A 14501-nucleotide genomic window follows, 5' to 3' on the forward strand; every position below is an offset into this window, starting at 1 on the left:
TCGAAACTTTTTTGTTGCTTAACCAGGGTCAGACCTCTGATTCGAAACGTTTTTGTTGCTCGCGGGACCGCAATTCAGGGGCGCCCGGTAGAAACCTGAGTGAATTTCGATGCGATTTGCGCGTGCTGCCCACGTATCGTTGCAAAAACCGGATTTGACCCTGGTTTCCCGGTTTAGCAACTGACTGTCCTAGTGCAATGTTTCGAGTCAGAGCTCTGACCCCGGTTGTAGGAGGTTTGATGGTTGTTGTAGGACGTTGTGGGAGGCTGGAAGTGTTGTTGGGCCGCGCCAGTTGTGCGATTTCCGCATGCCAATATGCTATAGTCAATTCGCATACCCGGGCCGCGCCCGGCCTTCGGTACAACGTGGAGCAAACCGATGCGGACTCAAGGATACCTGGCCTTCGTAGTCGGTATTTGTCTGACCATGTGGACTTGCGTTGCCGTGGTCGAGGCGCAGCAGGCGCGCATCTCGGCCATCTTCCAGCGCGATGCCGACAAGGTCGCCAGCGACACCAACGTGCGCCTGCAAACCTATTTCGACATGCTGCTCAGTATCAAGGGCGCCTTTGCCGTCAACGATAAGGTCGACCGCGAGCAGTTCGCCCGCTTCGTGCGCGAACTGAACCTGACCACGCGCTATCCGGGCTTCCAGGCGATTCAGTTCGTGCGCTACGTGCCGGCCGCCGACCTGGCCCGTTTCACCGAGTCTGTGCACAGCGATACGCGCTTTTCTCCGGTCGGCTATCCGGCGTTCATTGTGCATCCGAAGGTGACGCGCGCCGAACATTTCATCATCGAATACACCGAGCCGCTCAAGGGCAACGAGAACGCCTTCGGCCTCGATCTGGCCGCGCTGCCGCCGCATCGGGCGGCAGTCGAATCCGGGCGCGACAGCGGCGAGATCGTCGCCACCGAGCGCATTACCCTGGTCCAGGACGACACCGGCCAGCCCGGCTTCGTGGCGCGCGCGCCAGTGTACCGCCAGAACATGCCCCTGACGACCGTGGCCGAACGGCGCGCCGCGCTGGTGGGCCTGGTGGCGATCGTGTTCCGTGTGAAGAACCTGATGCACGAGGTGATCGATCCGTCGCTCCTGAACCAGATGGCGTTTCGCATCCACGACGCCGGCAATGTGTCGGACGGCGCCAACGCCCCCTACGCCGCCTCGAACGTGATGTTCGATACCAGCGGCATGGGTGCGGCGCCGCTGCCGGGTTTTCAGACCGAGGCGCGCCTGAGCGTGGCGCAGCGCCAGTGGGTGATTCGCTCCCAGGCGCTGAGCGGCAGCCGTTACAGCCGCGATGTGCGGCCGGTGATGGTCATCGCCGCCGGCGGGCTGGTGATCAGCACCTTGATCGCGGCGCTGATGATCGCGTCGCGCCGCAGCCGCACCCTGGCGCAGCAGCTGCGCGTGACGCTCGACGAGCAGCGCGCCTTCCAGGACAGTGCCAGCGTCGGCATCGCGCTGTTTTCGCACGGCGTGATCATGCGCTGCAACCGCGGCATGGAGGAGATGATGGGCTACGCGCCCGGCGAACTGGCGGGCCAGCAGACGCAGGTGCTGTCGCGTCCCGCGGCGGCCGGCGCGGCCGATCCGTTCGCGGTCGATCCGCAGACGCGGCGCTGGCAGGGCGAACTGAAACTGCTGCGCAAGGATGGCAGCACGATCTGGTGCCTGATCAACGGCAAGGCGCTCGACGCATCGGACCTGACCAAGGGCGGCGTGTGGGTGATCCAGAATATCAGCGACCGCAAACACACCGAGGCGGCCCTGGTCGACGCCAAGGATGGCCTGGAACACAGCCTGGCCGAACTCGAACAGCAGAAGGCCAACGTCGAAACCGCGCACCGCGACCTGTCGACGGTGCTGGCCACGCTCAAGCAGGCCCAGACCAATCTGATCACGTCGGAGAAAATGGCGTCGCTCGGCTCGCTCGTGGCGGGCATCGCGCACGAACTCAATACGCCGATCGGCAACAGCCTGCTGACCGCCACCGCGCTGGCCGACATGGTGGCCGACTTCGAGCGCAAGTACGCGGGCGGCGGCATCAAGCGCTCGGCGCTGGAAGCGCACATGGCCGATACGCGCCTGGCGTGCGACATCATGGCCAGTTCGCTGCGCCGCGCGGGCGACCTGATTACCTCGTTCAAGCAGGTGGCGGTGGACCAGACCAGCGACCAGCGGCGCCGCTTCGACCTGTGCGATCTGGTGCGCGATACGCTGGCGACGTACGCGGCGCAGCTGCGCCGCGCCAACTGCGAAACGCGCATGGACGGCCCGGCCACCCTGCTGCTTGATTCCTATCCGGGCAGCGTGGGGCAGGTGCTGTCGAACCTGATCAACAACGCGCTGCTGCACGCGTTCGAGGGGCGCCCGAGCGCGCTCATCACGATCACCGCGCGCGAGATCGAGGACGACCAGCTGCTGCTCATTTTCAGCGACGATGGCGTGGGCATGCCGCCCAAGATTCTGCACCAGGTGTTCGATCCGTTTTTCACGACCAAGATGGGGCAGGGCGGCTCGGGCCTGGGGATGAACATCGTGTACAACATCGTTACCGGCATGCTGGGCGGGAGCATCGAGATCGAATCGTCGCCCGAGCATGGCACCAGCGTGACGGTCCGCATTCCACGCAAGGCGCCCAACCGCGAGAGCGAGGCGGCCGACGTCAACCTGCTGCTGATGTAAAGCTGCCCGCTTCAGGCAGCGTAGCGTTCCCTGAGCAGCCGCAGCATCGCCACGTTCAGGTCCCACGCATCCGAAAGCGGCTCGCCGCTGAACGGCATGCACTGGGTGTAGGGCACCGGCCCGAATTCGGGCGTGATCGTCATCAGGGCGGCACCGGCCGCACGGCGCAGTGCGACGATGCGGTCCCACCATTGAAGATGACGCGCCAGCTCGGCGGCGAACTGTGGCGCGCGGAAGTCGCTCACCTGCGGCCCTTGCGCGTGGCCGACGCGCGCGTGGATGTGACGCACGTGCGGCAGCGTCGCCGCCAGCGTGGCCGGCTGGTCGTCCAGCAGCGACTCGCACGCGCAGCACCAGTGCGACAGGTCGGCCGTCAGGGCCAGATCGGGCAGCTCGCGCAGATACGGCAGCAGCAGCATCGGGTGGCCGGAAAAGCGGCTGCGGTGGATCTCGTGCACGATCGGCACGCCGTGTTCGCGCGCGATGTTCCCGGTCAGCGCGATCAGCTCCAGGTTTTGTTCGTGCGTATAAAAGTCCTTGCCCGTGTGCGTGTTGACGAACAGCGGACGCGCGGCGCAGGCATTGGCCAGGTAGGTCGCCAGCGCATCGCGGTGCGCCTCGAACTCCGGGTGGAACACGGTTTCCCACTGCTGCGCGATGAGCAGCAGGCCGGCGTCGGCGATGCGTGCGCGCCAGTCGTCGCGCTGGCCGGCGTCAAGTGGCAGCGACATTTCAATGCCATCGAAACCGGCGGCCTTCACGCGCTCGATGAACACGCCCGGGGCCAGGTCGTTGCTGCCCCAGTGCGGGGCGAAGATGCGGATATCCATGAACTAGTCGAAGCCTCGCACCGGAAAGCTGGCGTCGCGCTGGATCCAGTTCTGCGGCGAGTAGACGGTTGCGCCATCGGTCGCATGCAGGGTGTAGGCGTGGCGCGACACGGGCGAGCGGTTCGGCGCGCTGTAGTGCGGCAGCAGCCCGTGAAAACATACCAGGCTGCCGGCTTTCGCTTCGAGCGGCACGGCGGTGCTGTCGTCCGGCCACGGCATGGTGTCGAGCGTTTCCATCTTGATGGCGTCGCCGTGGCGCACGAAGCGCTCGCGCAGCGGACCGCGGTGGCCGCCCGGTTCGACCCACAGGCAGCCATTCTCGATGGTGGCGTCTTCCAGCGCGAACCAGAAGGTCGTCACGCTGATCGGCGTGGTCTCGAAAAAGGTCGCATCCTGGTGCCAGCGTACTTCGCCGCCGATGCCGGGCTGCTTGAAGATGTACATCGATTGCCACACCTTGGGCTCGCTCAGTCCCAGGCCGCGTGCCACCGCGGCCAGCTTCGCATCGCGCGAAAAGGCATCGAACACCGGGTCGAGGTCGTGCAGCGCGTGGCCGATCTTGTTGATCGACAGGGCTTTTTCCTGGCGCAGCTGGCCGTCCGCACCGAACGCTTCTTCTTCAAAAAAGCAGCGGATGGTGTTGTCCGAGCGCAGGAAATACTCGTCGGTGGCGGTGGTCTGGTCGCGCGTGGTGAAGATCGAGCGCCCCTGGGCTGGATCGAATTCGTTGACAATCTCGCCGGCGCGCTGGCGCAGCCGGGCAATCTCGTCCATTGTCTTGAAGCCGGGGACGACGAGGTAGCCGTCGCGCTGGAACTGGTTGCGTTGTTCGGTGCTGAGCATGAAGGTGGCTCCTGCCATGATGGAAGCTGCCATTGTAGGGTTGGCCCCGCAACCCCGCAATTGGCGGATCGGTTGACAGATTGTCGCCATCGGGTTGACAATCGGCCGCATGGACCAATTGCGCGCAATGGAGATTTTTGTCGAGGTGGCGCGCCTGCGCAGCTTTTCGGCCGCCGGGCGCCGCCTGGGGCTCACGCGCGCCATGGTCAGCAAACATATCATGCAGCTGGAGACGAAGCTCGATGCGCGCCTGCTGCACCGTTCCACCCGCGAAGTGAGCCTCACCGACGCCGGCCACGCCTATCTGGCGCCGTGCCTGGCGACGGTGGAGCAGGCGCGCGAAGCGGCGCGCGCCATCAGTCCCGCCGGTGCCGAGCTGGCCGGGGCGCTGCGGATCCAGGCGCCGTCCGGTTTCGGCAGCGCGTGGCTGGCCGATGCGGTGGCGCGTTTCAGCCTGCGCCATCCGCTGCTCACGCCATCGCTGTTCGTCGACGATGCGCTGCTCGACCCGATCCGCCACGGCTTCGACCTGACCATCCGCGTGGGCGGCATCCCGGACAGCAGCGGGCTGGCCATGCGCCGCCTGGCCCCTTGCCGCGGGGTGCTGTGCGCCAGTCCGGATTATGTGGCCAGGTGGGGCATGCCGCAAACGCCGGAAGCACTGCTCGCTCACCAGTGCCTGCACTTCAGCTACCTGACCGACGGCACCAGCTGGCACTTCACGCGCGGGAGCGAGCGGCGCACGGTGCGCGTGAACGCCGGCTTCACGGCGAATAATGGACTGGTGCTGCAGCAGGCCGCCGAGCGTGGCCTGGGCATCGTCTACAACACGACCTTCCTGGCGTGGCAAAAGCTGATCGATGGCGCGCTGCTGCCGGTGCTGCCGGACTGGGAGCTGCCGCTGAACGACCTGTCGGCCCTGTACCCGGCCAGCCGCCAGCTATCGCCCAAGGTCAGGGCGCTGGTCGATTTCCTGGTGGCGGAGTACCGCGTCGCCCCGTGGGACCTGGCCCTGGCCCGCGCCGGCATTCTGTAGTTATGCCCCGGCGTTATGCCCCGGCGTTACGCCTCGGGGCCGACCTGCCAGGCGCCATCCCGGTAGACCAGTTCCTCGTCCAGGTACACGCTTTCGGTCACGGCGAAGATGTCGACGTGGTAGCGCGCATCCTTGCGCTTGAAGCCCGGCTTGGGATAGACGCCATGCTTGGCCCCCAGCGACAGGTGGATGCCGCACATGCGCTCATACGTGCCGATGTCGTTGACGCGGCGCTCGCGGGTAAACGCGCGGTTCATGCCGAAGCCGAGTTCACGTACCCACACTTCGCCTTCCTCAAGCCGGATAATCTCCAGCAGGCGCGCGAATTCCGGGGTGGCGTCGACCGTATCGACCACGCGGCCACGTTCGATCACCAGCGTGATCGGGGTGTCGGGGCGGTTGACCATGTACGAGGTGTCGCCGAATACGTGCACCCGCACGCGCCCGTTGACCGCTTCGAGGTCCTGCGCTTCGGTGAACACTTCGCCGATCGGGAACTGGCCGCCGACGTTGTTCATGCCGCTGTAGTCGCCCACATTCAGTTTGGCCGGCTCGAACGGCGAAGCGAATACCAGCGTCTCGCCGCCGCTGTGCACCACGCCGGTCGATGCGGCATCGATGCGGCGCTTGAGCGCCTTGCCCACGCCGCGGTAGTAGGCGCTGTCGTAGGCCAGCGATTCGATGTAGTGCTCGCCCTGCGCGCCCGGCATGCGCGACAGGTGCACGTGCTCGATCACTTTCAGTCCCAGCTTGAACAGCTCGACCCGGATGCGGAAGGCTTCGAGCCGGAAGTTGGTCGACTGGATCAGCACCACCAGGTCGTGCGCCGCCATGCCCTTGAAGGCGGCCAGCACGTGTTCGGCGGCCACGGTATCGAAGTCGATGAACACGGCATCGGGCAGATTGCGCCGATAGCCTTCGGTCAGCGCGCGCGCCAGGTCGGAGCGGCAGTCATGCACCACCAGCGCACGCTGGGCGGGGCCGTGTTCGACCACGGTGGCAAGCACCTCGTGCAGGTGGGTGGCGGCGGCATCGACGGCGTGCGCGGGAATGTCGCCCCAGGGGGCGGCGGTCAGGTCAGGGGAGGTCATGGTGCGGTGCGAGGTCTTGGATGGCTTCCATTATACGTGGCGCCGAGGCATGGCTTTGCTTGGGAACCACACTTCCTTGTCGAAGAAATAATGCTTTGTGTTATTTATTCCGATAAGCCGACGGGCATATGTTAGCGTCAGTAAAACTACACGGTGCAAAGCCGGGCCCCTCGATCTGACAAACCACTGGAGATACAGATGAAGTCATTGTTCAAGCAACTGGTGTTCGCGGTCTTTGCCCTCACCCTCGCCGGCGCCGCCAGCGCGCAGGATGTCAAGCGTGGTACCGCCGATGAAGCGGTGGCCATGGTCAAGAAGGCCAGCGCCTACCTGAACGACAACGGCCGCGACAAGGCGATCGCCGCCTTCAACGATTCCAAAGGCGAATTCATCAAGGGCGATCTGTACGTCTTCATGTTCACCTTCGACGGCACCGCGCTCGCGCACGGCCAGAATGCCAAGATGGTCGGCAAGAATCTGATGGACCTGAAGGCCGGCGAGGTGTATCCGATCCGCGAATTCATCAAGATCGCCAAGAGCCCCGCCGGCACGGGCTGGTTCGGCTACAAGTGGCCCAATTCGATCACCAAGGCCATGGAAGAGAAAAACACCTACATCGAGCGCAATGGCGAGGTGCTGATCGGCGTCGGCACCTATAAATAGATTAAAATTGCGCTGCACCCCCGAAAACCGTCCTTGTCGACAATGGCGGTTTCTCTCCAGGCATCCGGTCCCGCCCCCTGAAATACCGCGAAACGGTACCCGGTAAATAAACCGCGTAGCCAACCCGTTTGCGCTATGATTTGAAGAGCAACAACGGCCCGCTTTGACGGGCCGCGACTTCTTATACATATATATATGGCGGCAAGCGACATGGTACACCGATGGGAAACGTCCGGCAGCGTCTGGCTGGAAGATGAACACACGGCGCAGTTTGAACTGGCGTCGAGTGAAGGACTTGGCCGCGTCGAGCGCGAGGCCCAGTCGCGCGGCCGGCTTCCCGACATCGCCCACCTGCTCGGCGCCTCGCTGCCGCTGTCGTGCGACTGTTCGCCCATCTATCCCGAAGGTTTCGCGTTTTGCCCCACCTGCGGCGCGCCGCTCGACAAGCTGGCCGGCCGCGGCACGCCCCCGCCCGACTGGTGGGGTCCGTGGTCCGACCGTCTGCTGCCGCGCCATGTGCCGCATGGCCTGAGCGTGACCGCGCTGGCGCTTGGCGACAGCCTCGAAGAACGTCCCGCCGCGCCGGCCCCCGGCCGCCCTGACCGCACAATGCCGGCCCCGCCCAATGCGCACTGCGTGTTCGCGGCCGGCGCCTTCGGCTTTTCCGCGCAGCGCCTGATCGCGCTGGCCCATGCCCGCAACGTGCTGCAGTACTGGGACCCGCTCGGCGCGGCCTGGCATGTCATGGCGGCCGAAGACAACACGTCCGACCTGACCTTCAGCGCCCCGGCCTCGTCCTACGCCTGGCTGCCGGCGCCTGACCCGCTGCGCGGCGAAGTGGGGCTGGTGCCGACCGACCGCGGCCTGCGCCGCCTGTTCATCGATCCGGTCAGCGAAACCTGGCGCACCGAGTCGGTGTTCGACGGCCATCTTGCCAGCGCGCCCGGCACCATGCGCCGCCACGTGGCTTGCCTGGTCAACGGCGAGGCCGGCGTGCGCCTGTGGAGCGCGCACAGCGACATGAGCAATGAAGTCGTCTACGAATGCGAGGCCCCGGCCGGCCACTGGGAGCGTCCGGTCGGCTACGACGGCAAGCTGTTCTGGCTGCACGCCCAGGGCCAGATGGTGTGGCAGCCGGGCGCTCCACCGCAATGGATCGCGTGGCCGGCCGGCTGGTCGCCGCGCCTGCAGTTTGGCGGCCCCACGCAAAGCCGCGACGGCCGCCTGTGGCAGATCGGCCATGATGGCCAGGCCTATTCCTTCCTCGAACTGGGCAAGGCCGACGGCCAGCTCGAAGCGCTGTCCGGCGCGCGCCTGGGATTTGCCAGCCTGCTGTTCCGGCGCGGCCATGCGGTGGTGGGCGAACCGTGGGGACAGGAACACGTCGAAGATCCGCACGACGACGACGCCATGGTGCTGCCGCTGCTGCGCGGCTTCAATAACAACCGCAGCCAGCCAAGTGGGCTGGTGCTGCGCTTTCACCAGTACACCGGCATGGCCGAAGATGCGCTGGCCGGGCGCATCATCGCGCGCACCACGGTCGAATGGATCGGCAAGCGCAACGTGATCCTCGACGACATCGCGCGCCTGGCGCGTCCGCTCGAGTGCGTGCCTTTCGTGTACGACAACTGCCTGTGGCTGCACCATCCGGACTGGAACCAGGTGCGCGGCTGGCATCTGGACGCACTGTCGTGACCCGGCGGCTGCCGCGCACCGCGCGCCTCGCCGCCAGCGCCGCGCTGCTGTGCGCCGGCGCGCCCGCGCTGGCCGGCTCGCACGTGTTCCTGGTCCAGAACTCCGGCTGGATGGAGCCGTTCTATACCGATCCCGTATCGCCCTTCAAGCCGCTGGTGGCCGAAATCGTCATGGCCGCCACCCGGCCGGGCGAGCCGATGGTGCTGGCCGCGTTCAACCAGGGCGTTCCCGGCGCACCGTCGCCCAGGGCGCTGCTCTCGCTCAAGGTCGACCCGGTGCCCACGCGGCGCCAGGTGGTCGGCGCGCTGGCCGCGCTGGAGGTGGCGCGCAAACCGGGCAGCACGGCGCTGGCCGACACCGACCTCAATGAAGCCGTCGGTTCGGCCATCGGCACGGCGCTGGGCGGCAAACCGGGCCTGGTGTGGCTGTTCACGAACAATCGCAACAGCCCGAACAACGACCAGGCGACGGCGCTGCGCAACCGCGACTTTTACCAGCTGATTCACCGCGGCGGCGCGATCAGCAAGGCGCTCGCCTTTCCGCTGCAGATGCCGGTGCAGGGCGCGCAGTACCGCGCCAACGGGTTGATGGTGTACGTGTTCGCGGTGGGCGCGCAGGGCGCGCGCGAGCTCGATGCGCTGCTGGCCTCCGGCCGCCTGCAACAGGTCATCACGGAACCGGCCGCGCGCCTCAAGCCGCTCGACCGCGACACCGTGCGCCTGGTGCCGCGCAAGGTCAGCGACGGGCCCGGGGTGGCGTTTTCGATGGCGCCGAACGGCGTGCTGCATGCCGACGTGGATGCCGAAGCGCGCACGCCAAGCGCCAGGATCGAGTGGAACCTGGAGAACACCATGTACCCGTACACCATCGTCAGCGCCACCCTCGGTGCGCGCTCGGTGCTGGGCGGGGAAAACCATCCCATCGAACTGGCCGGCACCCAGGTCAGCAAGCTCGCGCCGGGAAAAAGCGCGCCGCTGGCCTCGAAAATGCAGCTGCCGGTGGGGCAGCTGCCGGGCAAGTGGTCGATGCAGGCCGTCACCTCGGCCGGTTCGGCCTACGTGGTGCCGGGACGGATCGAACTGCAACTGAGCGGCCAGCGCCTGGAACTGTCGCACGCCTTTCGCCAGCGCATGGCCACGCTGTTCCCGGGCGACCCGCTGCCCGACATCTTCACGCCGCCGGCGCAGATCGACGGCTCGACCGCCGTGCTGCGGATCGAGGTGCGGGTGCATTACGGCGTTGGCCCGCTGGTGGCGCTGATCGGCGCCGCGCTGGCGCTGCTGGGCGCGGCGGCTGCCGCGGTGCTGGCCATGGCGCGTCCGCGCAAGGCGTTCGTGACGGTGGAGGATGAACTGCGTACCATGCACGCGCGCGCCGGCACGACCCAGCCGATCTACGACAAGGCGGGCAACAAGGTCGCGCAACTGAAAACCACGCTGTTCGGCCACCAGCTGATCGACCTGCGCGAAGGCGCGCAAGTCCAGCTGGGCCGCTGATCTATCCATTATTATTAGGACCACTGTCATGCAAAATCCCAAGGACCCCGCAAGCGCACCCGCCGATCCCGGCTTCAGGCTGCCCAATGCGGCCAGTGCGCCTCCCATCGGGCCGTTCAAGGGCGGCGCGAACGGCGGCACCTCGCCCCTGTCGATCGAAATCGCCCCGATGGATGGCGCGCCGGTGACCGATACCTCCACGCGCGACCTGGCCATCGGCGGCGCCGTGTTTCTGGTGCTGCTGATCGGGTTTTTCTTCGTGCGCAACGCCTACGTGCACCACCTGGTGGTCAAGCGCGTGGCGCCGTCGTCGGCGGGCAGCGCCGGCTGGCTGATGTTCGTCGGCCTGTCGCTGGTGAGTGCGGCGGGGGTGCTGGCGGTCATCAACCCCGGCAAATTCCTGACCATGGCCATTACCGCGACCCTGGTGGTGGTGGGCCTGATCGCCATCATCGCCGCCCTGTTCGTGGGCCGGCGCTGACCCAACAACTGAAAGAGATTTGACATGGCAGAATTTCCCAACACGGGCAGCGGCGGGGGTAAAGCTGAACTCAAGGCGGAACTGAAGGTTGACCTGCGGCCAACGCTGTTCATCGGCGCCGGCGGCACCGGCATGGAAGTGATGCTGCGGATTCGCCGCCGCATCCTGTCGGAGGTATGGAACCGCCACAATCCGACCCGGGTCGAATCGATCGCGCAGTTTCCGGTCGCGCGCTTTCTGCACTTCGATCTCGATAACAACGCCATCATCGACGAGGGCAAGTCGCAGCGCACCGACCCGTGGTATGAGCTGGTCAAGCTGGACGACGACGAGCGCCTGGTCGAGCCGCTCGACCTTCCCCAGTATCACGAATCGGACGACAGCCTGGCGCGCTTTCCGCTGATCGAAAACTGGATGCCGCTGCGGCCCAAGAAACTGCGCTCGCTCGGGATCGATCCGTCCAAGGGCGCGGGCCAGATCCGCGCGCTGGCGCGCCTGTACCTGTTCGACAAATATCCCAAGCTGCGCGGGCGCATCAAGGGCGCACTGAATTTCTTGAGCAGCAATGCTGGCAACGAGCGCAAGGAAACCTACCAGCGCCTCGGCCTGCAGGTCGACACTTCCAAGTTCCGCATCGTCGTCATCGCTTCCTGCGCCGGCGGCACGGGCGCCGGCAGCGCCATCGACCTTGGCTGGATTTCCAAGGCCATCGCGCGCCAGGAAGTGTCCGACAACCAGGTCGACCTGGTGATGTTCATGCCGTCCGGTTTCGCCAAGGCCAACAAGGAGCGCACCGAGGCCAATGCCTACGCGACCCTGATGGAGCTGGAGACCACCATGCGCGACATGAACGCGCAGGTACGCTGGGCCGAGCCGGACAGCCTGGTGGGCAAGGGCGCGCCGTTCGACGATGTGTACTTCGTCGACACCGCCAACCTGGCCAACAAGGCGACGGGCGACATCAAGGATCTCTACCAGATGGTGGCCGACACCCTGTTCGAGGACTTCGCCTCGGCCGATTTTGCCAACCGCAAGCGCTCGATCGCGGTCAACCAGCAGCAGCACAAGCTGGGGCCCTTCAATCCGCGCGTGCCGGAACAGCGCTTCGGCGACATGCGCCTGTCGTACTCCAAGGTGTATTCTGCCTTCGGCCAGGCGGTGCTCGACACCCAGCAAAGCCTGCGCGACGATATCCGCGCCTACGAGCTGGCCGCGCTGATGGTCAAGGCTTTTTTCGGCCTGATTGGCGAGCACGCGGCCAGTGGCCGCGGGCTCGAACGGCTGGCGGCGCGCCGCGCGGGCGACCAGGAACGCGATATCTTCATGCGCGAGCAGATGGCGATGAGCGAGCATCCGTTCGACGAATTCCCCGACTTCAAAAAGGGCACGGTGGACCTGACGCCGTTCCAGGAATACGCGCTGACCGACCAGCTGCTGATGGACAAGGACCAGCGCTCGCTGCTGGAACGGGTCGAAAGCAAGGTGCAGCTGGAAATCGACCGCATCATGGGTTCGTACGACCTGGGTGTGTGGCGCGAAAAAGTGGTCGAACTCCTGCCGCACCTGGAGCGCGACGCTATCCGCGAAGCCGGCGCCACCGCCGAAACGAGCGAAGACCGCATCAAGCGCCACACGGCCGAACTGACCACGCGCCTGAAAGGGCGTGCGCGCACCCAGTTGTATGCGCTGCTGGACGACCGCAAGCAGGGCGGCCTGGAATTCGTGCTCTCGCTGCTGGAACAGATCAAGGCGCGCCTGCTGCAGCGCGACCTGGGCAACGCCGAACGCAACGGCAAGCGCTATCGCGACATCCGCGATGCGCTGCGCACGCGCCAGGTCGAGGAGTCGCTCAATAACCTGTCGCAGGCGGCCAGCCGCCTGTTCGGCAAGGACGTCCAGGCGCGCGAAGTGATGGCTCACCTCAAGCGCGACATCGCCGACTATCTGCGCTTTCACCTGCTGGCGGTAGCTGCCGGCCAGTCGATCGAGGTGATGCGCGCCATGTCGGCCTGGCTGGGCGACCCGCAAAGCACCGACGAACAGGGGCAGCCGGTATGGAGTGGCATCGCCGGCGAATTCCAGGAAGGTCGCCGCTGCGTGCAGGCCATGCTGGGCGCGGTCGACCAGCGCATCGACCAGCTGCGCGCCGACGCGCGCCACGAACACGCCACCTGCATCAAGCTGGCCAGCGACATCCTGCCCGATCCGGTTGCCTTGAGCCGCGATATCCACACCTGGAGCGAGGAAGTGCTGCTCGAATTCGGCGGCTCGGCGCGCCTGTTCCCGCAACTGGGCGATGAAAAACTGCGCGCCAGCCTGCTGCTCAAGCTGTTCCGCCGGGCCCAGACCCAGCTCACCGTGCAGGAACCGGGCGATGCCGAGCCAAGCGATCCGCTGCTCGAACGCCTTGGCGCCATGTCGCCGCAGGAGCGCCAGCGCATCTTCAACGAGTGGCTCAAAAGTGCCATGCCGTGGATGAATGCGCGCTTTTCCGCCGAGTTCACGCCCAAGGCCGACCAGTTCAAGTGCTTCATCGGCGTGGGCGACGCCAATGCCTGGCGCAAGATGGAGACCGAAATCCGCGCCGCCGTGCCGGCCGGCTCCTTCCACGGCGATCTGGTTTCGGTGGTCAACACGGGGATCACGGGCAAGGCCGTGTGCTACATCGAGCTGTCGGGCTTTCCGATGACGGTACTGCGCGGCCTGCCGACCTGGCGCACCTCGTACCAGATCGAAAATCCCAAGATTCCGACCCACCTGCATTTCGACGCGACGCGCTTCCGTCATCCGATTTCGCCATCGATGGATGAATTGAACCGCCTGGCCGACGACTACGAATGGTTCTTGCAGGCCAACGCGCTCGGTGTCATCCGCCGCAAGGGCGACCTGGCCGACCGCGAAGCGTCGTTCCAGCCGCGCGGGCAGTACCTGTTCGAGGTCGAGCCGGGATCGGGCGAGTGGCTCCAGATCGGCAACGAGTTTGCGATCCGCTCCAACGGCTTGCCGCCGTACTACCGCGAACAGGTGATCGCCGCCGTGCAGAAGCGCCTGGCCGGCGTGGGGCCGGCCCAGCTCACCATGCTGGCCACCCTGATGCGCCACTTCCAGCTGCGCGTGTATGAGCCGAAGCTCGACGTCGACGAAACCGGCGCCCAGCTGCCATCGCCGTCGCTGCCGAACATCACCGCACGCCGTCTGTACGAGCAATGGTTCAAGCGCGCCAGCGCCATGAATCCGGCTCTGTCCTTGCGCGACATCGATGCCGCCAGCGCATCGCTGCTCCAGTGGAGCGAGCCGGTGCCCAATTCGGCCAGCGACGCCTACACCTGGGAGGTCGAAAAATCGGTCGATAAGCGCGCCATCCGCGCCGCTTACCTGGCCAGCGAGTCCGAGGCGGCGCAGGCGCTGGCCGGGCGCGCGCTTGCGCCGCCGCTGCACGCGGGCGGCGGACGCTATAAACTGTTCATCGACGGCGCGCAGCAGGGACCATACTCGATCGACGAAATCGGGCTGCGCATCGCCCGCGCCGAAGTGGGGCCCGAGACCCGTGCGTGGAACATGCAATGGAATCCCAAGGCGGACAAGTGGAGGCTGGCGGGCGAACTGCCGGAGCTGGCCGCCTTGTTCGACGATGCCATTCCCGACCCCGACAACGACATACCCGATCCAGACTGA

The 14501-nt window shown here is 66.0% G+C and carries 10 protein-coding genes; 7 read left to right on the plus strand and 3 right to left on the minus strand.

What is annotated here, in order from left to right:
• The first annotated feature begins 378 nt into the window (after positions 1–378).
• Positions 379–2691 (plus strand): sensor histidine kinase, encoded by a 2313-nt coding sequence (locus CR152_RS13640; protein ID WP_099875392.1) that lies wholly within the window; start codon positions 379–381, stop codon positions 2689–2691.
• A gap of 11 nt (positions 2692–2702) precedes the next feature.
• On the opposite strand, the gene CR152_RS13645 is transcribed toward CR152_RS13640, so the two are convergent.
• Together CR152_RS13645 and CR152_RS13650 are read right to left on the minus strand one after the other, a co-directional pair.
• Positions 2703–3521: a sugar phosphate isomerase/epimerase family protein gene (locus tag CR152_RS13645; RefSeq protein WP_099875393.1), complete on the minus strand. Its 819-nt coding sequence runs from the start codon at positions 3519–3521 to the stop codon at positions 2703–2705.
• A gap of 3 nt (positions 3522–3524) precedes the next feature.
• Positions 3525–4382 carry a phytanoyl-CoA dioxygenase family protein gene (locus tag CR152_RS13650; RefSeq protein ID WP_229413382.1) on the minus strand — a complete coding sequence of 286 codons (858 nt, stop codon included), beginning with the start codon at positions 4380–4382 and terminating at the stop codon, positions 3525–3527.
• Between the two features lie 91 nt (positions 4383–4473).
• On the opposite strand from CR152_RS13650, the gene CR152_RS13655 reads away from it, so the two are divergent.
• Positions 4474–5400, plus strand: coding sequence for a LysR family transcriptional regulator (locus CR152_RS13655; RefSeq protein ID WP_229413383.1), 927 nt, complete (start codon positions 4474–4476; stop codon positions 5398–5400).
• Between the two features lie 26 nt (positions 5401–5426).
• Here CR152_RS13655 and CR152_RS13660 read toward each other — a convergent pair whose 3' ends face one another.
• Positions 5427–6491 (minus strand): M29 family metallopeptidase, encoded by a 1065-nt coding sequence (locus CR152_RS13660; protein WP_099875396.1) that lies wholly within the window; start codon positions 6489–6491, stop codon positions 5427–5429.
• A gap of 198 nt (positions 6492–6689) precedes the next feature.
• Here CR152_RS13660 and CR152_RS13665 point away from each other — a divergent pair, with 198 nt between their 5' ends.
• The 5 genes from CR152_RS13665 (at position 6690) to CR152_RS13685 (ending at position 14501) form a co-directional block, all read left to right on the plus strand.
• Complete coding sequence (locus CR152_RS13665; protein WP_099875397.1) at positions 6690–7154, plus strand: cache domain-containing protein; 465 nt, start codon at positions 6690–6692, stop codon at positions 7152–7154.
• 210 nt (positions 7155–7364) lie between these two features.
• Positions 7365–8849: a hypothetical protein gene (locus CR152_RS13670; protein ID WP_099875398.1), complete on the plus strand. Its 1485-nt coding sequence runs from the start codon at positions 7365–7367 to the stop codon at positions 8847–8849.
• Positions 8846–10345 (plus strand): hypothetical protein, encoded by a 1500-nt coding sequence (locus CR152_RS13675; RefSeq protein ID WP_099875399.1) that lies wholly within the window; start codon positions 8846–8848, stop codon positions 10343–10345. The genes CR152_RS13670 and CR152_RS13675 overlap by 4 nt, the downstream gene beginning before the upstream one ends.
• Positions 10346–10373: 28 nt before the next feature.
• Positions 10374–10826, plus strand: a complete 453-nt coding sequence (locus CR152_RS13680) for a hypothetical protein (RefSeq protein ID WP_099875400.1) — start codon at positions 10374–10376, stop codon at positions 10824–10826.
• 24 nt (positions 10827–10850) lie between these two features.
• Entirely contained in the window at positions 10851–14501 is a 3651-nt protein-coding gene (locus tag CR152_RS13685; protein ID WP_099875401.1) for a tubulin-like doman-containing protein, read from the plus strand.

It is taken from the genome of Massilia violaceinigra (genome assembly GCF_002752675.1).
In the GTDB taxonomy this organism is placed as follows: Bacteria; Pseudomonadota; Gammaproteobacteria; order Burkholderiales; family Burkholderiaceae_D; genus Telluria_A; species Telluria_A violaceinigra.